This window comes from Pseudomonas sp. 5Vm1k (assembly GCF_056161485.1).
In genome coordinates this window covers 421,992-444,423 of record NZ_JBSPCZ010000002.1, presented here as the reverse complement: position 1 = coordinate 444,423, position 22,432 = coordinate 421,992, and the positions used below count along the sequence as shown (strand labels likewise).

General features: G+C 60.3%; 20 protein-coding genes. 10 read left to right on the top strand and 10 right to left on the bottom strand.

Annotated elements, in window-relative coordinates:
- Positions 1-144 precede the first annotated feature (144 nt).
- Both ACWIKB_RS05745 and nudC read left to right on the top strand, forming a co-directional pair.
- A complete protein-coding gene (locus ACWIKB_RS05745; protein ID WP_475265731.1) occupies positions 145-957 on the top strand; it encodes a crotonase/enoyl-CoA hydratase family protein in 813 nt (270 codons plus the stop codon).
- Between the two features lie 6 nt (positions 958-963).
- Positions 964-1,794, top strand: a complete 831-nt coding sequence (nudC, locus tag ACWIKB_RS05740) for an NAD(+) diphosphatase (RefSeq protein ID WP_475265730.1) — start codon at positions 964-966, stop codon at positions 1,792-1,794.
- Here the strand turns inward: nudC and ACWIKB_RS05735 are convergent.
- Positions 1,762-2,541, bottom strand: a complete 780-nt coding sequence (locus ACWIKB_RS05735) for a TSUP family transporter (protein WP_475265729.1) — start codon at positions 2,539-2,541, stop codon at positions 1,762-1,764. The two genes, nudC and ACWIKB_RS05735, sit on opposite strands and share 33 nt — an antisense overlap.
- A gap of 316 nt (positions 2,542-2,857) precedes the next feature.
- Positions 2,858-4,096, bottom strand: coding sequence for an acyl-CoA dehydrogenase family protein (locus tag ACWIKB_RS05730; protein WP_475265728.1), 1,239 nt, complete (start codon positions 4,094-4,096; stop codon positions 2,858-2,860).
- 354 nt (positions 4,097-4,450) lie between these two features.
- On the opposite strand from ACWIKB_RS05730, the gene sfnG reads away from it, so the two are divergent.
- A complete protein-coding gene (gene sfnG / locus ACWIKB_RS05725; RefSeq protein WP_475265727.1) occupies positions 4,451-5,545 on the top strand; it encodes a dimethylsulfone monooxygenase SfnG in 1,095 nt (364 codons plus the stop codon).
- Positions 5,546-5,667: 122 nt separating this feature from the next.
- Here sfnG and ACWIKB_RS05720 read toward each other — a convergent pair whose 3' ends face one another.
- Both ACWIKB_RS05720 and ACWIKB_RS05715 read right to left on the bottom strand, forming a co-directional pair.
- On the bottom strand, positions 5,668-6,147 hold the full coding sequence (locus tag ACWIKB_RS05720) for a nuclear transport factor 2 family protein (RefSeq protein ID WP_475265726.1): 480 nt from the start codon (positions 6,145-6,147) through the stop codon (positions 5,668-5,670).
- Between the two features lie 57 nt (positions 6,148-6,204).
- Positions 6,205-6,768 carry a TetR/AcrR family transcriptional regulator gene (locus ACWIKB_RS05715; RefSeq protein ID WP_475265866.1) on the bottom strand — a complete coding sequence of 188 codons (564 nt, stop codon included), beginning with the start codon at positions 6,766-6,768 and terminating at the stop codon, positions 6,205-6,207.
- Between the two features lie 218 nt (positions 6,769-6,986).
- Here ACWIKB_RS05715 and pssA point away from each other — a divergent pair, with 218 nt between their 5' ends.
- Entirely contained in the window at positions 6,987-8,330 is a 1,344-nt protein-coding gene (gene pssA, locus ACWIKB_RS05710; protein WP_475265725.1) for a CDP-diacylglycerol--serine O-phosphatidyltransferase, read from the top strand.
- 108 nt (positions 8,331-8,438) lie between these two features.
- Here the strand turns inward: pssA and efeO (ACWIKB_RS05705) are convergent, their stop codons facing one another.
- From efeO (ACWIKB_RS05705) to efeU, 4 genes are read right to left on the bottom strand one after another with little or no spacing between them, the layout of a single operon-like run.
- Positions 8,439-9,263, bottom strand: coding sequence for an iron uptake system protein EfeO (gene efeO / locus ACWIKB_RS05705; protein ID WP_475265724.1), 825 nt, complete (start codon positions 9,261-9,263; stop codon positions 8,439-8,441).
- A gap of 29 nt (positions 9,264-9,292) precedes the next feature.
- Positions 9,293-10,588: an iron uptake transporter deferrochelatase/peroxidase subunit gene (gene efeB, locus ACWIKB_RS05700; RefSeq protein ID WP_475265723.1), complete on the bottom strand. Its 1,296-nt coding sequence runs from the start codon at positions 10,586-10,588 to the stop codon at positions 9,293-9,295.
- A gap of 18 nt (positions 10,589-10,606) precedes the next feature.
- Positions 10,607-11,806, bottom strand: coding sequence for an iron uptake system protein EfeO (gene efeO, locus ACWIKB_RS05695; RefSeq protein WP_475265722.1), 1,200 nt, complete (start codon positions 11,804-11,806; stop codon positions 10,607-10,609).
- A gap of 8 nt (positions 11,807-11,814) precedes the next feature.
- A complete protein-coding gene (gene efeU, locus ACWIKB_RS05690; RefSeq protein ID WP_403022457.1) occupies positions 11,815-12,654 on the bottom strand; it encodes an iron uptake transporter permease EfeU in 840 nt (279 codons plus the stop codon).
- 286 nt (positions 12,655-12,940) lie between these two features.
- Here efeU and ACWIKB_RS05685 point away from each other — a divergent pair, with 286 nt between their 5' ends.
- From ACWIKB_RS05685 to ACWIKB_RS05660, 6 genes are all read left to right on the top strand, one after another.
- The gene (locus ACWIKB_RS05685; protein WP_475265721.1) at positions 12,941-13,957 is read left to right on the top strand and encodes an AraC family transcriptional regulator; all 1,017 of its coding nucleotides are present in this window, start codon (positions 12,941-12,943) and stop codon (positions 13,955-13,957) included.
- A gap of 249 nt (positions 13,958-14,206) precedes the next feature.
- A complete protein-coding gene (locus ACWIKB_RS05680) occupies positions 14,207-15,871 on the top strand; it encodes an AMP-binding protein (protein ID WP_475265720.1) in 1,665 nt (554 codons plus the stop codon).
- A 16-nt stretch (positions 15,872-15,887) separates the two neighbouring features.
- The gene (locus ACWIKB_RS05675; RefSeq protein WP_475265719.1) at positions 15,888-16,649 is read left to right on the top strand and encodes an SDR family NAD(P)-dependent oxidoreductase; all 762 of its coding nucleotides are present in this window, start codon (positions 15,888-15,890) and stop codon (positions 16,647-16,649) included.
- Between the two features lie 12 nt (positions 16,650-16,661).
- Complete coding sequence (locus ACWIKB_RS05670) at positions 16,662-17,855, top strand: acetyl-CoA C-acyltransferase (RefSeq protein WP_475265718.1); 1,194 nt, start codon at positions 16,662-16,664, stop codon at positions 17,853-17,855.
- 166 nt (positions 17,856-18,021) lie between these two features.
- Positions 18,022-19,149: an acyl-CoA dehydrogenase gene (locus tag ACWIKB_RS05665; RefSeq protein ID WP_265038668.1), complete on the top strand. Its 1,128-nt coding sequence runs from the start codon at positions 18,022-18,024 to the stop codon at positions 19,147-19,149.
- A 139-nt stretch (positions 19,150-19,288) separates the two neighbouring features.
- Positions 19,289-20,062, top strand: a complete 774-nt coding sequence (locus ACWIKB_RS05660; RefSeq protein ID WP_475265717.1) for an enoyl-CoA hydratase — start codon at positions 19,289-19,291, stop codon at positions 20,060-20,062.
- A gap of 108 nt (positions 20,063-20,170) precedes the next feature.
- On the opposite strand, the gene ACWIKB_RS05655 is transcribed toward ACWIKB_RS05660, so the two are convergent.
- Together ACWIKB_RS05655 and ACWIKB_RS05650 are read right to left on the bottom strand one after the other, a co-directional pair.
- The gene (locus ACWIKB_RS05655) at positions 20,171-21,322 is read right to left on the bottom strand and encodes an acyl-CoA dehydrogenase family protein (protein WP_475265716.1); all 1,152 of its coding nucleotides are present in this window, start codon (positions 21,320-21,322) and stop codon (positions 20,171-20,173) included.
- A 3-nt stretch (positions 21,323-21,325) separates the two neighbouring features.
- Positions 21,326-22,432 carry an enoyl-CoA hydratase/isomerase family protein gene (locus tag ACWIKB_RS05650; RefSeq protein WP_475265715.1) on the bottom strand — a complete coding sequence of 369 codons (1,107 nt, stop codon included), beginning with the start codon at positions 22,430-22,432 and terminating at the stop codon, positions 21,326-21,328.

Below are 22,432 nucleotides of genomic sequence, written 5' to 3'. Positions count from 1 at the left end.
AGCGGGCTTGCTCGCGAAGGCGTCAGACCAGACACCACAGAGCCCAAGCCAGTCCCGCATTTGGCCGAACCACTGCCTTACTCCCACCAGCGATGCCTTGTTATAGTTCGGGCCTCATTTTCTGCCCGGTAAAGGATCACTGCCATGTCTCAGTACACCGCGTTCACCGTCGAACTCGCTGACAAAATCGCCCATGTGCAGATCAACCGCCCGGAAAAGATCAACGCTATGAACGCCGCGTTCTGGAGCGAGATCATCGAGATTTTCCAATGGATCGACGACACCGACGAAGTGCGGGTGGTGGTCCTCAGCGGCGCCGGCAAGCACTTTTCCTCTGGCATCGACCTGATGATGCTCGCTGGCGTGGCCAATGAACTGGGCAAAGACGTCGGCCGCAATGCTCGTCTGCTGCGGCGCAAGATCCTCGCCCTGCAAGCTTCGTTCAATGCCGTCGACAACTGCCGCAAACCGGTGCTCGCGGCGATTCAGGGCTATTGCCTGGGCGGGGCCATCGATCTGATCGCTGCGTGTGACATGCGCTACGCCGCCGAAGACGCGCAATTCTCGATCAAGGAAATCGACATCGGCATGGCCGCCGACGTCGGCACGTTGCAACGCTTGCCGCGGATCATCGGTGACGGCATGCTGCGTGAACTGGCTTACACTGGTCGCAACTTTGGTGCCGAGGAAGCGCGCGGCATGGGCCTGGTCAATCGCGTCTACAGCGACCGCGACAGCCTGCTTGATGGCGTGATGGGCATTGCCCGCGAGATCGCCGGCAAATCGCCGATCGCTATCACCGGCACCAAGGAGATGATCAGCTACATGCGCGACCATCGCATCGACGACGGCCTCGAATACGTCGCCACCTGGAACGCCGCCATGCTGCAATCCACCGATTTGCGCGTGGCCATGGCCGCCCATATGACGAAACAGAAACCCGAATTTCTGGACTGATTAACCATGACTTCACGCTGGACCACTGCAGTACTGGACACCGATCAACCCGGCGGCTGGGCCGTGGCACGCAGCCCCGAAGGCTTTCTGTTCGATGACAATGGCGCGCTGTTCCCCCGGGAATGGCTCAAACGCCAGGACTTGTCGATCCTCGCCGAGCACGGTATCGGCCTTCTCGATGGCGAGCCGGTTTACCTGCTGGAGTTGCGTAGCGCCAGCGAAGTGCCGAGCTGCAACTGGAAAGGCCTGCGGGCGTTCATGCTGGAGGGCGATCACACCGTCTACAAGGTGCTCGGTTACGCCGCGCAGATTGGCACCTGGTACCGCGAGCACCGTTTTTGCGGTAACTGCGGGCAAGCGACGCATCAGGTTTCCCGCGAGCGGGCGATGTACTGCGAACCTTGCGATATCCGCTATTACCCACGAATTTCGCCAAGCATGATCGTGCTGGTGACCCGTGGCGATGAAGTGCTGCTGGCCCGTTCGCCACGCTTCGTCGCCGGGGTCTACAGCACGTTGGCGGGGTTTGCCGAGCCGGGTGAGTCGGCCGAGGATTGCCTGATTCGCGAGGTCCGCGAAGAGGTGCAGATCGAGGTCAAGAACATCCAGTACATGGGCAGTCAGTGCTGGCCGTTTCCGCACTCGATGATGCTCGGGTTTCATGCCGAATACGCCGGTGGCGAGATCGTCTGCCAGGAAGACGAGATCGAAGACGCCCAGTGGTTCAATATCCACGCGATGCCGCCGTTGCCGGCATCACGATCGATTGCCCGTTACCTGATCGACGTCTACCTGGCGCGGCGCTTAGGCCATGCTGAACCAGTGCTGCCAAGCTAGGCGCACGGTCAAACCCAGCACCACGGTGATGAACACCGGGCGAATGAACTTCGCACCGCCGCTGATGGCGGTGCGCGCGCCGAAGAACGCGCCAACCATCACTGACACGCCCATGCTCAGGCCGATGATCCAGTCCACCTGCCCGGAAAACACGAACACCGACAGCGCTGCAATGTTGCTGACGAAGTTCATGCTGCGGGCCACACCGCTGGCCTTCACCAGGTCGATGGGGTACATCAGCAGGCTGCTGACGGTCCAGAACGCACCAGTGCCGGGGCCGGCCACGCCGTCATAGAAACCGAGGCTGAAGCCTTGGGTCGATTGCCACTTCTTCTTGATCGGCGCGTCGCTGTCCAACGGCGCTTTTGGCGTGCCGCCGAACAACAGGTAGACGCCGCAGGCGAAGACAATCACCGGCAGCATCTTATTCAGCCATTCGGCCGGCAGATAATGCGCGACCACGGCGCCGGTCAGCGCGCCAACCAGCGTGCCGACGATGGCATGCACCCATTGCTTGGGGTGGAACAGTTTGCGGCGGTAGAAAGTGAAACTGGCGGTGGCCGAGCCGAAAGTCGAACTCAGTTTGTTGGTGCCCAGCACCAAGTGCGGCGGCAGGCCGGCGGTCAGCAACGCGGGGGTGGTGAGCAGACCGCCACCGCCGGCAATGGCGTCGATGAAACCGGCAATGAAAGCGACGAAGGCCAGAATGGCCAGGGTGGTGAGGTCAACGCTGAGTTCGAAAGGCATGGAATCGGCTTATTCGGCGGGGCGCAGAAAGTGGCTGCGGGGAAGGCCGGTATCTTACCTAGAAAGTCATCCTCTTACAGCTGATCGTTCCCATGCTCCGCGTGGGAATGCCGCCATGGACGCTCTGTGTCCGCGCTTGATGCTGGGACGCGGAGCGTCCCGAGATGCATTCCCACGCAGAGCATGGGAACGATCAATCCAACTTCTGCGGCGACCGGTCTGGCCTCTTCGCGGGCAAGCCTCGCTCCTACAGGGGAACGCATTTCAAAATGTAGGAGCGAGGCTTGCCCGCGAAGGCGTCATCCCTGACGAAGCATCACTTGCGCTCAGGCCCATTCCCGATCTGCCACACAAACGGCGGCTCTGTCCCGTTAATCGCCCAATCTCCGATAATCCGTGCCTTGTAGATCACCGGATTGTGCGACGACACCGTCCGCGCATTGCGCCAATGCCGATCCAGGGATTTACCCTGGCGAATATCCGAAGCCCCCAGCGCATTGAACAATTCACTGGTGGCGCGCTGAATCAGTTCGGTGACCACCACTTGCGCCTTCGCCGATTCGATTTCCGCCGCGACATTCGCAGCTTGCTCAAGAGCATCATCACCCGAGAAGCGCGCCTCATAAGCCCGTTGCGCCGGCTGCGCAGCCTTCAATGCACTGGCTTCAGCGGCATACACCAACGCCGCGATTTCACCGACCACCTGCTGCACCTGCGCATCCTGGCTGACATGCGGGGCATTGCCATGGCTGTAGATGCGTTTGCGTTCGCGCACTTGATACGCCACATCGCGCAATGCCGCGCGACCGATGCCAGCCAGGGTCGCCAGCAGCACCAATTGATAGAACGCGGTCTGGTACTTGAAGCGGGTGGCGAAGTCGATGATGTTTTCGGCATCGACTTCGGCATCGATAAACCGCGAGGTGCCACTGCCGGTGGTGCGCTGGCCGAAACCGTCCCAGTCATCACTCTGCACGATTCCAGGCTGGCGGGTGCGCACGGCGGCGATCACGTCGCCACCGGTATCGCTGCGCTGGGCGTAGACGTCGATCCAGTCGGAAAAAATGCTCCCGGTGCTGTAGAACTTCTCGCCGTTGAGCCGCCACTGATCGCCGTGGGGAGAGACTTTGGTAATGACATCGCCGATGGCCACGCTGCCGATTTCGGTCCAGGCGCAACCGACAATGTCGCCGGCCACGAAGCGTTTGAACCAGACGTCCCGCGCCGGGCCGGGCGCGGCGTTGAGGCGGTCCTCGGCAAAGGCGAAATGCCCGCGCAAGGCTTGGGGCACGTTGGAATCGGCTTCGGCCAACTCGATCAACAGCTCGAACAGTTGCGGGACTGAAGCGCCGCCACCGCCATATTCCACCGGAACTCGCACGGCACCGAAACCGGCTTCCTTGAGCCACTGGATCGGCTCGTACGGCAGGCTGCGAGTTTGTTCGCGCTCAACGGCGCCGGCAGCGATGCGCTGGAAGATCGGCCGAAAACGAGTGGCCAGCGCTTCATAGTCTGTACCGGTGGATAGAGGGTTGATTACCTGGTGTTCGGTCATGGGACAGCTCCTGGATCGGCAGTAGAGACAGGGGCGATTGCACGGTCCATGCCGAAGCCCGCAGGCCATGGTTTATGGGATGTCGTGGGTTTTGGCGGGGCCTGAACTGTTGCTGCACCAACAGCGCAGCAGCAAATTGCCCCTGACACACCCCGATCTGTGGCAAAAAGATTTTTTTGTGGCGAGGGAGCTTGCTCCCGCTTGAGTGCGTAGCGCTCACAAGATTTTGGGGCCGCTGCGCAGCCCAGCGGGAGCAAGCTCCCTCGCCACAGTTATCAGTCGTTTCAGATTTCCGGTGCTGGCACGGTTGCTGCTCTTGTCACAAGACTTCCCAAAAGTCCTGAGGACAAGCCAATGAGTCAGCAAGCCGTCAAATTTGCCTACTGGGTACCGAACGTCAGCGGCGGGCTGGTGGTCAGCAAGATCGAGCAACGCACCCACTGGGGCATCGACTACAACCGCAAACTGGCGCAACTGGCCGAAGAGGCGGGGTTCGAGTACGCCCTGACCCAGATTCGTTTCACCGCCGGTTACGGTGCCGAGTTCCAGCATGAGTCCGTTGCCTTCAGCCACGCGCTGCTGGCGGCCACCACCAAACTCAAAGTGATCGCCGCGATCCTGCCCGGCCCGTGGCAACCGGCTCTGGCGGCCAAGCAACTGGCGACCATCGACCAACTCACCAATGGCCGGGTCGCGGTGAACATCGTCAGTGGCTGGTTCAAGGGTGAGTTCCAGGCCATTGGCGAACACTGGCTGGAGCACGACGAGCGTTATCGCCGTTCCGAAGAATTCATTCGTTCGCTCAAGGGCATCTGGAGCCAGGACAACTTCACCTTCCGCGGCGATTTCTACCGCTTCGACAATTACAGCCTCAAGCCCAAGCCACTGGGCCAACCGGAAATCTTCCAGGGCGGTAGCTCTCGCGCAGCTCGGGACATGGCGGCGCGCGTATCGGATTGGTACTTCACCAACGGCAACACACCCGAAGGCATCAAGGCCCAGGTCGACGACATCCGGATCAAGGCTGCGGCGAACAATCATTCGGTGAAAGTCGGGGTGAATGCGTTTGTCATTGCTCGCGATACCGAAGAAGAGGCCCGCGCGGTGCTGGCGCAAATCATCGACCAGGCCGACCCGGAAGCGGTGAATGCGTTTGGCGATGCGGCGAAGCAGGCGGGCAGGGCGTCGCCGGAAGGGGAGGGCAACTGGGCCAAGTCAACGTTTGAAGATCTGGTGCAGTACAACGACGGCTTCAAGACCAACCTGATCGGTACGCCGCAGCAGATTGCCGAGCGGATCGTGGCGTTGAAAGCGGTGGGGGTGGATCTGGTGCTGGCGGGGTTCCTGCACTTCCAGGAAGAAGTGGAGTATTTCGGTAAGCGTGTGTTGCCGTTGGTGCGCGAGCTGGAGGCGAAAGCACTGAGCAAACAGACTGCCGCAGTCGCCTAAACACCAAAAAACCCTTGTGGGAGTGGGCTTGCTCGCGAAAGCGGTGTGTCAGTCAACGATGATGTCGACTGACACGGCCTCTTCGCGAGCAAGCCCGCTCCCACATTGGATCTTCGTGGACCTTACAGGCCGAGGTCGGATAGACCCGGATGATCATCCGGACGACGCCCCAGCGGCCAGTGGAATTTGCGCTCGCTTTCCTTGATCGGCAGGTCGTTGATGCAGGCAAAACGATTGGCCATCAAGCCGTTTTCATCGAACTCCCAGTTTTCATTACCGTAGGAGCGGAACCAGTTGCCCGAATCGTCGTGCCATTCGTAGGCATAGCGCACAGCGATGCGGTTACCGGTGAAGGCCCAGAGTTCCTTGATCAGCCGATAATCCAGTTCCTTGGCCCATTTGCGAGTCAGGAAGCCTTTAGCTTCTTCGCGGTTGTAGGCGAATTCGGCACGGTTACGCCATTTGGTGTCCAGGGTGTAGGCCAGGGACACGCGCTCCGGGTCGCGAGAGTTCCAGCCGTCTTCGGCCAGGCGAACTTTTTCGATAGCCGATTCACGGGTGAACGGCGGCAATGGCGGACGAACTTCGGCATTAGATGACATTTGAATGTCTCCTTATCAAAGTAAAGTTAAAACACAGTGTCGAGCTTGATTAAGCAGTTACAGGTCCAATAACTTTCGCGCCATGCATTGCGCATTATCGGCGGCACTGTGATCACCCATCACAAGCGCTACGGTAATGGCCCCATCGATCAGGATCAGCAGCTGTTTGGCCAGTGCCTGCGGGTCGGTGGCGCCATGTTCGGTGCAAAGCTCGCACACGTAGTCGAGCAATTTCTGTTTATGGTCTTTGGCGACCAGGCGAACCGGGTCTTGTGGGTCGCCGGTTTCGCCGCTGGTGTTAATGAAGGCGCAGCCGCGGAAGCCTTCGGAGTCAAACCAGGACCTGAGCACGGTAAACAGGTTGAGCAAGCGCTCGGCCGGGGTCGGGGCCTTGTCGACTTCGGTTCTGTACCAGTTCATCCAGCGCACGTCGCGCCGTTGCAGGGCCGCGACGGTGAGCTCCTCCTTGTTGGCGAAGTAGCGGTAGATACTTTTTCTGGAGACGCCGGCGGTTTTCACCAGAAGATCCATGCCGGTGGCCGCGATGCCACTTTTGTAGATCAACTTTTCGGTGACATCCAGGATAATGTCGCGTGTGTCGTTGCTGGTGATTTCGTTCATGTGGCAAACAGTAGAACGATCGTTCTCCTTGGTCAACAGGATTTTTATGGCGCCTGTGAAATTGTCTTCGCGGGCAAGCCTCGCTCCTACAGTTAACCGCATTCCCTTGTAGGAGCGAGGCTTGCCCGCGAAGGGGTCTTTACAGACAGTAACAAGACCCAAACGGATCCATGGTGTAAGCTCTCGGGTTCTTCGGATTCGACCTTTTTGCGAGCCTTATGCCGTCGCTTTTCAAACGCTCTCTGCTGCCTAAACTGCGCAGTTTTCCGCTGACCGCCGATGCCGTCACCATTCTGTCCGGCGCCGCCGAATACCGTCGTTGCCTGCTGGAAAAAATCGCCCAGGCCACCCAGCGCATCTATATCGTCGCGCTGTACCTGCAACAGGACGAAGCCGGCCAGGAAGTTCTCGATGCCTTGCACGCCGCCAAACTGGCGCGTCCGGAACTGGACGTGGTGGTGGTCGTCGACTGGTTGCGTGCCCAGCGCGGCTTGATCGGCGCCGGCAAGCAACCGGGCAACTCGGCCTGGTATCAGGAAATGACCCGTACCCATGCCAGTGAGGTGCCGGTGTACGGCGTGCCGGTGCAGACTCGCGAGCTGTTCGGCGTGCTGCACTTGAAGGGTTTCGTGATCGACGATTGCGTGATCTACAGCGGCGCGAGCCTGAACAACGTCTATCTGCACAAATTCGACAAGTACCGCTACGACCGTTATCACCTGCTGCAGAACAGCGCGCTGGCCGACTCCATGCAGCACCTGATTCAGCACGGTTTGATCGCCTCTAAAGCGGTGCATCGCCTCGACCTGCCTGACCTGCCGACCACCCGCAGCCTGCGCAACGACATCGGCGACCTGCGCAGCCGTCTCAAGCACGCGACCTACGACACCACGGCCGGCAGTACGGCCAAGGGCGGTCTGTCGGTCAGCCCGTTGCTTGGCGTGGGCAAGAACAACCCGCTGAGCCGGGTGATCTGCGAACTGATCGCCAGCGCCCAGCATCAACTGACCATTTGCACGCCGTATTTCAACCTGCCGCTGCAAGTGACCCGGGAAATCAACCGGGCCCTGGCCCGTGGGGTGAAGATCGACATCATCGTCGGCGACAAGACCGCCAACGACTTCTACATCCCGCCGAGCGAGCCGTTCAAGGTGATTGCCGCGCTGCCGTACCTCTACGAGATCAGCCTGCGCCGCTTCGCCAAGCGCCATCAGCAGAACATCGACAGCGGCCAGTTGAACCTGCACCTGTGGCGTGACGGTGACAACACCTATCACCTCAAGGGCATGTGGGTCGACGAGCGCTACACCTTGCTGACCGGCAACAACCTCAACCCACGGGCGTTCCGTCTCGATCTGGAAAACGCGTTGTTGATCGACGACCCGAAAAACGAGTTGCAGGCGCCGCGTCGCAAGGAACTGGCGGAGATTTTCGAGAATACCCAGCGCGTCACGCGCTATCTGGACCTGGAAACTTTGCCGGAGTATCCGGGGGCAGTGGCCAAGTTTCTCAAGCGGGTGAGTCGGGTAAGGATTGAGCGATTGCTCTATCGGATGTTGTGAGGCTTTAAAGCAAAAGATCGCAGCCTCCGGCAGCTCCTACATTGGGATGACGTACACCCTGTAGGAGCTGCCGAAGGCTGCGATCTTTTTTGCAAACAACGCTGATGTTTAATTCAGGCCGAGTTTGCCACGCAACGTCGACAAATCTTCAGCCAAGGTATTCACCGGGCCAACCAGCGCTTTACGGTCAGCTTCTTTCACTTTGTCGTAAGTTTCGAAACCGCCATCCTTGGTTTTGTACTTGGCCAGGATCTTGTCCACGGTCGCGAAGTTCTTGTCGACTTTGGCGATGAAGGCTTTGTCCTGCTTCTCGATCTGCGGGTGGAACAGGTCGACGATTTTCTTCGCGCCGTCAATGTTGCCCTGGAAGTCATAGAGGTCAGTGTGGCTGTAACGATCTTCTTCACCGGAGATTTTGGTGGCCGCGACTTCTTCGAGCAGCGCAGCGGCGCCGCCCACGACTTTCTCAGGCGGGAAGGTCAGACCGGCGACGCGGGCTTGCAGGTCTTTGACGTCCTTGTTCAGGCCGTCAGCCAGTTCGTCCAGGCCCTGGGTGCTCTTTTCCGAGAACAGTGTGTATTCGATGCGGTGGAAACCGGTGAAATCTTCGGCTTTCACGCCTTTTTCGTGGTCGTCGACACGGGAGTCGATGGACCCGTCGAGGTCACTGAATAGCTCGGCAATCGGCTCGATCGACTCGTAGAACACGCGGGTCGGTGCGTAAAGCTTTTGCGCAGTGGCGAGGTCGCCTTTTTTCACGGCGTCGGTGAACTTCTGGGTGTGCTCGCCCAATTGGTCCAGTTGTTCGGTGACGTAGATCTTGTAGTCCGAGACCGGTCCCACCAGATCCAGCGGCGCTGTTGCCGCGAAAGCCGAAAACGGGGTGTTGAGCAAGCCAAGGGTCAGCATTAAAGCGAGTGACGACTTTTTCATGGGACGGTTCCGTGGGGGTTGTTATTAAGTTAGGCCGTGGTTTTTGGATGTGTAGCGTCAAGCAGCGAGCGACCGATGAAGTCCTTGTCACCCGTAACACCCGGTAAGGTGAAGAAGTACCCGCCGCCCACTGGCTTGAGGTATTCCTCCAGCGGCTCGCCGTTGAGACGGGTTTGTACGGTGATGAAGCCTTTTTGCAGGTCGGCCTGGTAGCAGATGAACAGCAGGCCCATTTCCAGCTGGCCGTTCTTGTTCACGCCGTTGGAGTAGTTGAACGGACGACGCAGGATCAGGTTGGCCTGGGTTTCGGCAGTGCGCGGATTCGCCAGGCGAATGTGCGCGTCGAGCTTGGTCAGCTTGCCTTCCGGGTCCTTGGCGTAGTCCGGGATCTGGCCTTCATGTTCGCCGCCCATCGGTGCGCCGGTGCTCTTGACCCGGCCGAGGATGCTTTCCTGTTCCTGCAGCGGCGTGCGGTCCCAGCGTTCAACGAAATTGCGGATGATCCGCACCGCCTGGTAACTGCCATTGGCAGCCCACGCCGGCTCATCACTGCCAGTCTGCACCCAGACAATGTTGTCCATGGCCTTGGCATCGTTGGAATCGGGGTTGGCCGAGCCATCGCGGAAACCCAAAAAGTTGCGCGCACTCTGCGCCGGCACCCCCGGTTTCGCCGGGGCTTGTGGCGGTACACTGCCTTCCTGTTTCCAGCGCACCAGCAGCAGGTCTGGCAGGTTTTTCACGATGTCGCGCAGGGCGTGAATGTTGGTGTCGGTGGTGTTGGAACAGAACTGCAAGCTCAAGTCACCGTGGCAGCAATCCGCTTCCAGGGCATCGTTCGGGAAGCCGACCATGCGGATCAGCCGCTTGGGTTTGGCGTTGGCCAGGCCGAAGCGCTCGTCGAACAGCGACTCGCCGACCGACACGGTAATGGTCAAGTTGTCCGGCGTGACCACCGGGCCAAGAATCCCCGAATCCACGGGCGGCAATTTCGGATCGACCTGCGCCACCGCGCCGCCCTTCATCAGGAACGCGATGCGCTCGTTGAGGGTGCGGAACAACCGCTCCAGATCATCACGGTCGCTGGCCAACACATCAAAGGACACCAACATGCCCGACGCCGGGCGCGGGGTGACGATGCCGGTCTGGTGCTGGCCATAGAAGGTGTGGCGGTCTTCGGTTTTTTCGCTGCTTGGCGCTTCGGTCACCTGACTGGAAGCGGCCATCGCCGGGCAGCTCAGGGCGGTGCCGGCCAACGCGACACCGGCGGCGCCCATGCCCATCAATACACGGCGACGCTGGGCGGAAAACTGTTCTAAATCTTTCATCTAAATGTCGTCTTCTGCTTACAGGCCGGAAAGGCCAAGGGCTGGATCGATTTCGTCGAGTACGGCGGCCAGGGTCTTGGCCTTGTCGGCGATGTGTTTGCGCTGCTCGGCACTGACCGTGTCGTAGCTGGCGTAGCCGTCCTTGACCTTGAAGCCGTTGAGTTCAGCGTCGAAAGCTTCGATGGCGCTGTCGATTTTCGGCAACAGCTCGGCGGCTGATTTGGTCAGCAGTGGTCGCAACAGGTCGACAACCTTGCGCGCCGCTTCGAGATTGGCGGCGAAGCCATTCAGGTCGGTGTGGCTGTAGCGTTCTTCTTCACCGCTGCTGGCGCGCACGTCGGCGATGCTGTTGAGATTGCGCACCACAATGCTCACCAGTTGTTCCGGTGGCAGGGACTGGGCGAGCAATTGCTGTTTGAGCGTGGTGATGTCGATGATCAATTGCATGGCCACCGGCGTCAGAGCATCGAGTTTGCGTTGCTGGAACAGCGCGTATTCGAGGCGATGGAAACCGGTGAAGGCCGAATCCTGCTCGCGTTTTTCAAAGTAATCGGCGCGAGCGTTGACGGCATTGTCCAGCTCGGCCAGACGTTGGGCGGCCGGGGCAATTCGTTGATAGGCAGCGCGGGCCGGTACATAAAGCGCTTGGGCCTGGGCCAGATCACCAGCTTCAATCGCCTGTTTCAGGGCGGTCACGGCTTTGATCAGCGCGCTGCTCTGGCTGCTCAGGTACACACGGAATTCCGACAGCGGACCAATAAACGCGACCATCGATGGCCGGGCCTTGGCCGCCGCATCGGAGGCCGCCGTCGGGGTCACGTGCAAGGTGCCGCGCGGATTGCTCAGCAAGCCGCAAGTGATCGCGTAGTCGCCAGGCGCCAGGTTGGCGTTGATCACCTGGCTCAGGCCGGGGGCGATGTTTTCCCGTTCTTCGAGCACTAGCACGCCGTCGAGGATTTCCCATTCCACAGCACGGTCGGAGCGGTTGACGATGCGGAAACTCGCACGCCCGGCCGGGACCGTCAGCGCATTCGGCTCGCAACTTTTAGGGTGGATGTTCACCACCACTTCGTCATGGTTGGTCTGGCGCTTTTCAGCAGCCATTTTCGACGCGTAGTAAAACAGGCCACCGGCCGCGATCATCACGATCACCGAACCGGCCACCGCCCAGCGCAACGCGCGGGGAGGTGAGGCCACGGGAGGATTAGGCGTTGACATGAATGCCCTTATTGGCTGGATACGGAAGAAGATTGCTTGACGGGCGCGGCGGCCGGGAGGAAGAACATCACCAGCGCCACCACCAGATAAATCAGATACGCCCCGAGGGTGCTGACGGTCGGTGCGTCCTGGTAACCGAACATGCCGGCCAGCACTGAGCCCAGCGGACCGTCCATCGGCAGCGTGGCGCTGAAGTCGAAGAGCACGGTTTGCAGGTGATTCCAGACGCCCGCTTCATGCAGCGCCTGCACAGAATTGGAGAGGATGCCAGCGGCGACTACGAGGATGAACAAACCGGTCCAGCGGAAGAACGCACCGAGGTTCAGGCGCATGCTGCCGGTGTAGATCAGGAAGCCGACGATAATCGCCAGGATCAGGCCGAGCAGGGCGCCAATCGGCGCGGCCGGGCCTTCGCTTTGCTGGAACACCGCGAGCAGGAAAAATACGGTTTCCAGGCCTTCCCGGGCCACGGCGAAAAACACCATGGCGATCAGCGCCGTGACCTGATGCTTGGAGCCGGCCAGCGCGTGATCGAGGGAAACGTGCAGGGAATGCTTGATCGAACGCGCCACTTTGCGCATCCAGAACACCATCGAACTGAGAATGCCGACGGCGACCAAACCGACGATGCCTTCGAACAGTTCCTGTTGTTTCTGCGGGAATTCGGCGCTCATCAACTCCAGGCCACCGCCAACCAACAGGGCCAGAGCCGCGGCGAGGAACACGCCAATCCACACGGCGGGCATCCACTGGCCGCGACCTGTTTGCTTGAGATAACTGGCGATAATGCCGACGATCAACGCCGCTTCAATGCCTTCGCGCAGCATGATCAAAAAGGGAACAAGCATTCAGCACCGTGTCGAGTTAGTAAGGTTGCTAATTTGTAACATAATGACACTCATTCTCACATGCCATCGATTGACTTTAGCTGAACCTGAGCTGAACGACCCAAAAGATCGCCCCGATCCCTGTAGGAGCAAGGCTTGCCCGCGAAGGCGTCTTAACATTCAACATCATCGTTGACTGATACACCGCTTTCGCGAGCAGGCTCGCTCCCACAGGGCTCTCCCACAGGGGCTCTGCGCTGGGCTAATATGCCCGCCACTTGAACAAGAACAGGGCTTACCCCGCGCAATGTCGGAAAAAGACACCATCGCCATCCAACTGGTGCGTGAAGCGCTGTTGCAAAGTTGCGCTCCTGGGGCCGCCACCGAAGAGGTGTTGCAAAAAGTCGGGATTGATCCTGCGTTGCTGGACGCTGTTGACGCCCGAGTCCCAGCCACCGCGTACGCACGCCTATGGCGTTTGCTGGCCCGGCGCGGCGACGATGAGTTTTTCGGCATGGACCCGCGCCAGCTCAAATCCGGCAGCCTTGAGTTTCTGTGCCGCTGCGCCATGGTCCAACCCAATCTCGCCGCTGGCCTCAGCTCGGGCCTGAGCTTTCTGTCGCTGATGCTCGAACACCTGCCGGCGCAACTGGTGCGCCAGCAGAGCCTGGCGGAAATTGTCTTGTTGGAAGACGATCAGGACCCGCGCCGGGCCTTCACCTATTTCACTTACTGGATGATCGTCCACGGTGTCGCTTGTTGGCTGGCCGGGCGGCGGATTCCGATCCTGGCCATCGAACTGCGCGGCCCGGCGCCGGATTTCTGCGATGACTACCAGGTGATGTTTTCCGAGAACCTGCGCTTCGACCGCCCCCGCACCCGGATGATTTTCGCCGCCGATTGCCTGGACCTGCCGATCAAGCGCAGCCCGGAAGAACTCAAGCGTTTCCTGGCCCATGCGCCGGCCAACATCCTGGTCAAATACCGCGACCCCGAGAGCCTGGCCAGCCGGATCAAAAACGATCTACGACAACTGCCCGCCGAGCAATGGCCGGAAACCGAAGCCCTGGCGCAGCAATTGTGCATGTCCGCCTCGACTCTGCGGCGGCGCTTGGCCGAAGAAGGGCAGACCTGGCAGGGTTTGAAAGACAGCGTGCGCAAGGAACTGGCCATCGTCTGGCTGGCGGAACCGAGCATCAGCTTTGCCGAGATTGCCGCGCGGTTGGGGTTTGCCGATGCGAGTTCGTTCTACAAGGCGTTTCGCAAGTGGTCGGGGACCAATCCTGGGCATTATCGGAGTTTGATTCTTAACGAGGCGAGCTGATCCAGATCTTGCGTTGATTCGCGTGGCGCCTTCGCGAGCAAGCCCGCTCCCACATTGGGAATGCGTTCCCCTGTGGGAGCGGGCTTGCTCGCGAAGAGGCCAGGCCAAACAACACATCTCCTGAACCTTGGCCAAACCAGTCACGCAACTTGATAGCTTTGACCATTGCCCCACACCCCGCGCAGCGCGAGTATTCCTGTGTTAATTACGGTTCCCCCAACCTAATAAAAATACAGAGGGATTCTGGCAATGCGCGATTACTTGTCTGCCACTTCACAGTTCGATTACCAGCACACCGTGGATGCCGCGCTCGCCGGCGATTTGACGGCGCTTAACGCCTGCGTCGAATGTTGCGACCGTCACGCGTTGCCAGGTCGCATTGCGCTGTTCTGGGAAGGGCGTGATGGCGCCAGCGCGACGTACACCTTCAGCGACTTGCAGGACAAGGCTGCGCGGTTTGCCAATTTCCTCCTGGCCCAGGGCGTGCAGAAGGGTGACAAAGTTGCCGGCCTGCTGCCCCGCAACATCGAATTGCTGATTACCGTATTTGCTACATGGCGCATCGGCGCGGTCTATCAGCCGCTGTTCACCGCTTTCGGCCCGAAAGCCATCGAACACCGCTTGAGCAGTTCCGGCGCCAAAGTCGTAGTCACCGATGCAGTCAATCGCTCGAAACTTGCGGAAGTCGCCGATTGCCCGACCATCGTCACCGTGGGCGGCGCCAAAGGGCAGGGGATCGTCCGTGGTGATTACAGTTTCTGGGCCGAACTGGCCAATTACTCTCCAGTCTGCGAACCGGTGCTGCTGACCGGCGAAGACCCGTTCCTGTTGATGTTCACCTCGGGCACCACCGGCCCGTCGAAAGCGCTGTCGGTGCCGCTCAAGGCCATCGTCGCTTTCCAAAGCTACACCCGCGACGCCGTGGACTTGCGCCCGGAAGACGCGTTCTGGAACGTCGCCGATCCAGGCTGGGCCTACGGCATCTATTTTGGCGTCACCGGGCCGATGTCGATGGGGCATCCGATCACGTTTTACGATGGCCCGTTCACCCTCGAAAGCACTTGCCGGGTGATCAACAAATACAACATCACCAACCTGACCGGCTCGCCGACGGCTTACCGTTTGCTGATTGCCGGTGGCAACGAGTTTGCCAAGTCGATCAAAGGCAAGCTGCGCATCGTCAGCAGCGCCGGCGAACCGTTGAACCCGGAAGTGATCCGCTGGTTCGCCGACAACCTCGGCGTGGTGATCCACGACCATTACGGCCAGACGGAGCTGGGCATGGTGCTGTGCAACCATCATGGCCTGGAACATCCGATCCAGATGGGCGCCGCCGGTTTTGCCTCGCCGGGCCATCGCATCGTGGTGCTGGATGACGAGTACAAAGAACTCGGTGTCGGCCAACCCGGCATCCTGGCCATCGACCGCACCCAGTCGCCGATGTGCTGGTTCAACGGCTACGAAGGCGCACCAACCAAAGCTTTCGTCGGCAACTATTACCTGAGCGGCGACACCGTCGAGTGGAACCCCGACGGTAGCATCAGTTTCGTTGGCCGCAGCGACGACGTGATCACCACTTCCGGCTACCGCGTCGGCCCGTTCGACGTCGAAAGCGCACTGATCGAACACCCGGCAGTGATCGAAGCCGCGGTGGTCGGTAAACCCGACCCGGAACGCACCGAACTGGTGAAAGCCTTCGTGGTGATCTGCGAGCAATACCGCGCCACGCCGGAACTAGCCGAAGAACTGCGCCAACACGTGCGCAAGCGTCTGGCCGCGCACTCGTACCCCCGTGAAATCGAATTTGTCAGCGAATTGCCGAAAACCCCAAGCGGCAAATTGCAGCGCTTTATCTTACGCAACCAGGAAATCGCCAAGGCTCAAGAGGCCGCGGCTCACAAAGCTTCTGCTTGAATCGAAGGAAACAATGATGCAGATCGAAAACAAGGTTTTTCTCGTCACCGGCGGTGCGTCGGGCCTGGGTGCCGCCACCGCTGAAATGCTCGTGGCTGCCGGTGCCAAAGTAATGCTGGTGGACATGAACGCCGAGGCTGTCGCGGCCCAGGCTGAACGTCTCGGCGCGCAAAGCGTAGTCGCCGACATCAGCAACGAAACCGCTGCCGAAGCCGCCGTCGCCGCAACCGTTAAAGCCTTCGGTGGCTTGCACGGTCTGGTGAACTGCGCCGGCATCGTCCGTGGCGAGAAGATTCTCGGCAAGACCGGCCCACATGCGCTGGCCAGTTTCAGCCAGGTGATCAACGTCAACCTGATAGGCAGCTTCAATATGCTGCGCCTGGCTGCAGCGGCCATCGCCGAAACCGAAGCGGATGCCGATGGCGAGCGCGGCGTGATCATCAACACCGCATCGGCAGCGGCCTACGACGGCCAGATTGGCCAGGCTGCTTACGCTGCGTCCAAAGGCGCGATTGTCAGCCTGACCCTGCCCGCTGCCCGTGAACTGGCGCGCTTCGGCATCCGTGTGATGACCATCGCGCCGGGCATCTTCGAAACGCCGATGATGGCCGGCATGACCGAGGAAGTCCGCGCGTCCTTGGCCGCTGGCGTGCCGTTCCCGCCGCGTCTTGGCAAACCTGCCGAGTATGCCGCGCTGGTCAGGCATATCATTGAAAACAGCATGCTCAACGGCGAGGTGATCCGTCTCGACGGTGCCTTGCGTATGGCCGCCAAGTAAGGAGGATTTGTCATGACCCTTTCCAACGATCCGATTGTTATTGTCAGCGCCGTCCGCACACCGATGGGCGGTTTCCAGGGCGAACTGAAAAGCCTGACCGCGCCGCAGCTCGGTGCCGCTGCGATCAAAGCCGCCGTGGAACGCGCCGGTGTGGCCTCAGACGCGGTTGACGAAGTCCTGTTCGGTTGTGTGCTGCCCGCCGGCCTCGGCCAGGCGCCTGCACGTCAGGCAGCACTGGGTGCAGGGCTGGATAAATCGACCCGTTGCACCACCGTGAACAAGATGTGCGGTTCCGGCATGGAAACCACCATCCTCGCCCACGACATGCTGATCGCCGGCAGTGCCGATGTAGTGATCGCCGGTGGTATGGAAAGCATGTCCAACTCGCCGTACCTGCTGGACCGTGCCCGCAGCGGTTACCGCATGGGCCATGGCCGGGTGCTGGATTCGATGTTCCTTGATGGCCTGGAAGATGCCTACGACAAGGGTCGCCTCATGGGCACCTTCGCCGAAGATTGCGCCGAAGCCAACGGCTTCACCCGCGAAGCTCAGGACGCGTTTGCCATTGCCTCGACCACCCGCGCACAACAGGCGATCAAGGACGGCAGTTTCAAGGCCGAAATCGTGCCGCTGACCGTCACCGTCGGTAAAGAACAGGTGCTGATCAGCCACGACGAGCAGCCACCGAAAGCCAAACTGGACAAGATCGCCTCGCTGAAACCGGCATTCCGCGACGGCGGCACCGTGACGGCGGCCAACTCCAGCTCAATCTCCGACGGCGCGGCTGCACTGGTGTTGATGCGGCGTTCCGAGGCTGAAAAGCGCGGCCTCAAGCCACTGGCGGTGATCCACGGCCACGCGGCGTTTGCCGATACGCCGGGCCTGTTCCCGGTGGCCCCGGTCGGCGCGATCAAGAAGCTGATGAAGAAAACCGGTTGGTCCCTGAACGAAGTCGAGTTGTTTGAAATCAACGAAGCCTTCGCCGTGGTCAGCCTGGTGACGATGACCAAACTCGAAATCCCCCACGAGAAGGTCAACATTCACGGCGGCGCTTGTGCGTTGGGCCATCCGATCGGTGCGTCAGGCGCGCGAATTCTCGTGACCTTGCTCTCGGCCCTGCGCCAGAAAGGCCTGAAACGCGGCGTTGCGGCGATCTGCATCGGCGGCGGTGAAGCGACGGCCATGGCTGTGGAATGCCTGTACTGAAGCAAACGCCAATCCCCCTGTGGGAGCGGGCTTGCTCGCGAATGCGGTGTGTCATTCAACATTAATGTCGACTGACACGGCCTCTTCGCGAGCAAGCCCGCTCCCACAGGGGGTCAGCATTTCAGCCAGACATTTGGTGCGTAAGGTTCATTTTTAAGGATTCACCATGATTCCCAATGACGAACAACTGCAGATCAGCGAAGCCGCCCGGCAATTCGCCCAGGAACGGCTGAAACCGTTCGCTGCCGAATGGGACCGCGAGCACCGCTTCCCAAAAGAAGCCATCGGCGAAATGGCCGAGCTGGGCTTCTTCGGCATGTTGGTGCCGGAAGAGTGGGGCGGTTGTGACACCGGTTACCTGGCCTACGCCATGGCCCTGGAAGAAATCGCTGCCGGCGACGGCGCCTGCTCGACGATCATGAGCGTGCACAACTCCGTGGGTTGCGTGCCGATCCTCAAGTACGGCACCGACGAGCAGAAAGAACGCTTCCTCAAGCCGCTGGCCAGCGGTTCGATGCTCGGCGCGTTTGCCCTGACCGAACCCCAGGCCGGTTCCGACGCCAGCGGCCTGAAAACCCGCGCCAAATTGAACGGCGATCACTACGTACTCAACGGCTGCAAACAATTCATCACCTCCGGGCAGAACGCCGGGGTGGTGATTGTGTTTGCCGTGACAGACCCGAGTGCCGGTAAACGCGGGATCACCGCGCTGATCGTGCCCACCGACTCCCCAGGCTACAAAGTCGCGCGGGTCGAAGACAAACTCGGTCAGCACGCTTCCGATACCTGCCAGATTCTGTTCGAAGACGTGAAAGTACCGGTGGCCAACCGCTTGGGCGAGGAGGGCGAAGGTTACCGGATCGCCCTGGCCAACCTTGAAGGCGGGCGCGTCGGCATCGCTTCGCAATCGGTGGGCATGGCCCGGGCCGCGTTTGAAGCAGCCCGCGATTACGCCCGGGAGCGCGAAAGCTTCGGCAAGCCAATCATCGAACATCAAGCGGTAGCATTCCGTTTGGCGGATATGGCGACCCAGATTGCTGTCGCCCGGCAGATGGTGCATTACGCCGCAGCGTTAAGAGACAGCGGCAAACCGGCGCTGGTCGAAGCGTCGATGGCCAAGCTGTTCGCCTCGGAAATGGCCGAGAAAGTCTGCTCGTCAGCGTTGCAAACCCTCGGCGGTTACGGTTACCTGAACGACTTCCCGCTGGAGCGGATCTACCGCGACGTGCGGGTGTGCCAGATCTACGAAGGCACCAGCGATATTCAGCGCATGGTTATTTCGCGCAATCTTTGAAGGAGTCCCCGGTAGGAGCTGCCGAAGGCTGCGAACTTTTGATCGTTGATTTTAAAAAGCAGGATCAAAAGATCGCAGCCTCGTTGCACTCGACAGCTCCTACAGGGGGATCGAGCCTTATGCAAAACAGGAGTTATTTATGAGCTACGAAACGATTTTGCTGGAAATTCACGGTCGCGTCGGCCTGATCACCCTCAACCGTCCGCAAGCCTTGAACGCGCTGAACGCGCAGCTCGTCAGCGAAGTGAACCACGCCCTCGATGGCCTGGAAGCCGATTCGAACATCGGCTGCATCGTGCTGACTGGCTCGAAAAAAGCCTTCGCCGCCGGTGCCGACATCAAGGAAATGGCCGAGCTGACCTACCCGCAGATCTACCTCGACGACCTGTTCAGCGACAGTGATCGGGTGGCCAACCGCCGCAAGCCGATCATTGCTGCGGTGAACGGTTTCGCCCTCGGCGGTGGCTGTGAACTGGCGCTGATGTGCGACTTTATCCTGGCCGGCGACAATGCCAAATTCGGCCAGCCGGAAATCAACCTCGGCGTGCTGCCGGGCATGGGCGGCACCCAACGCCTGACCCGCGCCGTGGGCAAAGCCAAGGCCATGGAAATGTGCCTCAGCGGCCGTTTGATCGATGCGGTGGAAGCGGAGCGGTGCGGGATTGTCGCGCGGATCGTACCGGCGGATGAGCTGCTGGAAGAAGCGCTGAAAGTCGCGGCGTTGATTGCCAAGAAGTCGTTGCCGATTGCGATGATGGTCAAGGAAAGCGTGAACCGGGCGTTTGAAGTCAGCCTGTCCGAAGGTGTGCGCTTTGAGCGTCGGGTGTTCCATGCGGCGTTTGCCACGCAGGATCAGAAGGAAGGGATGGCGGCATTTATTGCCAAGCGTGAGGCTGAGTTCCAGGGTAAGTGATGTAGCGTTTTTGCCTACGCCTTCGCGAGCAAGCCCGCTCCCACAAGGGATCTCCGAAACACAGAGATCCAATGTGGGAGCGGGCTTGCTCGCGAAGCTTTTAACGCATCACACCAGATAGTTCTTCAATTCCCGAGCAATCACCATCCGCTGTATCTCGCTCGACCCCTCATAAATCTGGGTAATCCGCGCATCCCGGTAGTAACGCTCCACCGGATAATCCTCCAGATACCCATACCCGCCATGAATCTGCATCGCCGAAGAACACACCTTCTCCGCCATCTCAGACGCAAACAACTTCGCCTGTGAAGCCTCCGACAAACATGGCTTGCCCGCACTGCGCAACCGCGCGGCGTGGAGGATCATCAATCGCGCCGCGTTCAGTTGCATGTGCATGTCCGCCAGCATGTTGGCGATGCTTTGGTGCTCGATGATCGCCTTGCCGAACTGCACCCGATCCCGCGCGTAAGCCAGCGCCGCTTCGAACGCCGCCCGAGCAATGCCCAGCGCCTGCGCGGCAATGCCGATGCGCCCGCCTTCGAGGTTGGAGAGGGCGATGGCCAGGCCTTTGCCGCGATCACCGAGCAGATTGGCTTCAGGAACAGTGCAATCGCTCAGCGTTACCGCGCAGGTATCGGAGGCGCGGATACCCATTTTGTGTTCGGTACGATCGACGATGAAACCCGGCGTATCGGTCGGCACCAGGAACGCCGAGATGCCGCGCTTGCCCAGGTCCGGATCGGTCACCGCAAACACGATCGCCAGTTTCGCTCGCTTGCCGTTGCTGACAAATTGCTTGGCGCCGTTGATGACCCACTGGCCGTCCCGCAGTTCGGCGCGGGTGCGCAGGTTGTGGGCTTCGGAACCGGCTTGTGGCTCGGTCAGGCCGAAGCAGCCGATGGCCTGACCGCTGGCCAGGTCCGGCAACCAGGTCTGTTTCTGTTCTTCGGTGCCGTAGTTCAAAACCGGGCCGCAGCCCACGGAGTTGTGGATGCTCATCAACGCGCCGGTCGCGCCATCGCCGGCGGAAATCTCTTCCACGGCCAAGGCGTAGGCGACGTAATCGACATAAGTGCCGCCCCATTCTTCCGGGACCACCATGCCCAGCAGACCCAATTCACCCATCTTCGCCACCAGACCGTCGTCGATCCAGCCAGCCTTTTCCCAGGCCTGCGCGTGGGGTGCGATTTCGCCGCGGGCAAAGTCCCGGGCCATGTCGCGGATCATTACTTGCTCTTCGCTCAATTCGATATCGTGCATGGCTCAGCTCCCGCTCTGCTCAAAACCCGTGAAGAAACTCGTGACGTGCTCGGCGTGCAACGCCTGCAAGGTCGGTGGGTTCCAGCGCGGTTTCTTGTCTTTGTCGATCAACAAGGCGCGCACGCCTTCGATCAGGTCGCCGCGCTCGAACCACTGACGGTCCAGGTGCAGCTCAAGGGCGAAGCATTGTTCCAGATTCAACTTGCGACCGCGCCGGAGCATTTCCAGGGTCACGCCCATGGCCAGCGGCGAACGGCTTTCCAGCAGGTCCGCGGTGGTTTTCGCCCATTCGTGGCTGTCGGCGACGGTCACTTCGCGCATTTGCTCCACCATACTCGCCACGTCGGGGAGGGCGAAGAAGTGGTCGATGGCCGGGCGCAACGCAATCAGCGGCGCATCCGACAGTTGTTGCACGGCGAGTTTGGCCAGCACGCCTTGCAGGTCCTTGAGCGGCGATTCGTGCCACGCAAGCTGATCGAGCTGCTCGTCCAGGGTGCCCAGTTTGTCGCTTTCCAGATACCAGTCAGCCAGACCGCAATACAACGCATCCGCCGCGCGAATCTGCACGCCGCTGACGCCCAGGTAAATTCCCAGTTCGCCAGGAATCCGTGGCAGGAAGTAGCTGCCGCCAACGTCCGGAAAATAACCGATGGCCACTTCCGGCATCGCCAGGCGACTGCGTTCGGTGACCACGCGCATATCGGCGCCTTGCACCAGGCCCATGCCGCCGCCCAGCACAAAGCCGTCCATCAAGGCCAGGACCGGTTTGCAATAGTTATGGATAGCGAGGTCGAGGGCGTATTCCTCGACGAAGAAGTCTTCGTGCAGGCTGTCGCCGTTTTTGTAACTGTCGTACAGCGAACGAATGTCGCCGCCAGCGCAGAAGGCTTTCTCGCCCGCACCGCGCAATACCACGGCGTTGACCTGGGAATCTTCGGCCCAGGCATCAAGCTGGTTTTGCAGGCGGCGGACCATGTTCAGGGTGAGGGCGTTGAGACCGGCGGGGCGATTGAGGGTCAGGTGACCGATGTGGTTGCGAACCTCGGCCAGCACTTCATTTTGCATGGCATCCATGGTGTTGGCCTCCTGGGATGAAACCTGAGCAGTCAT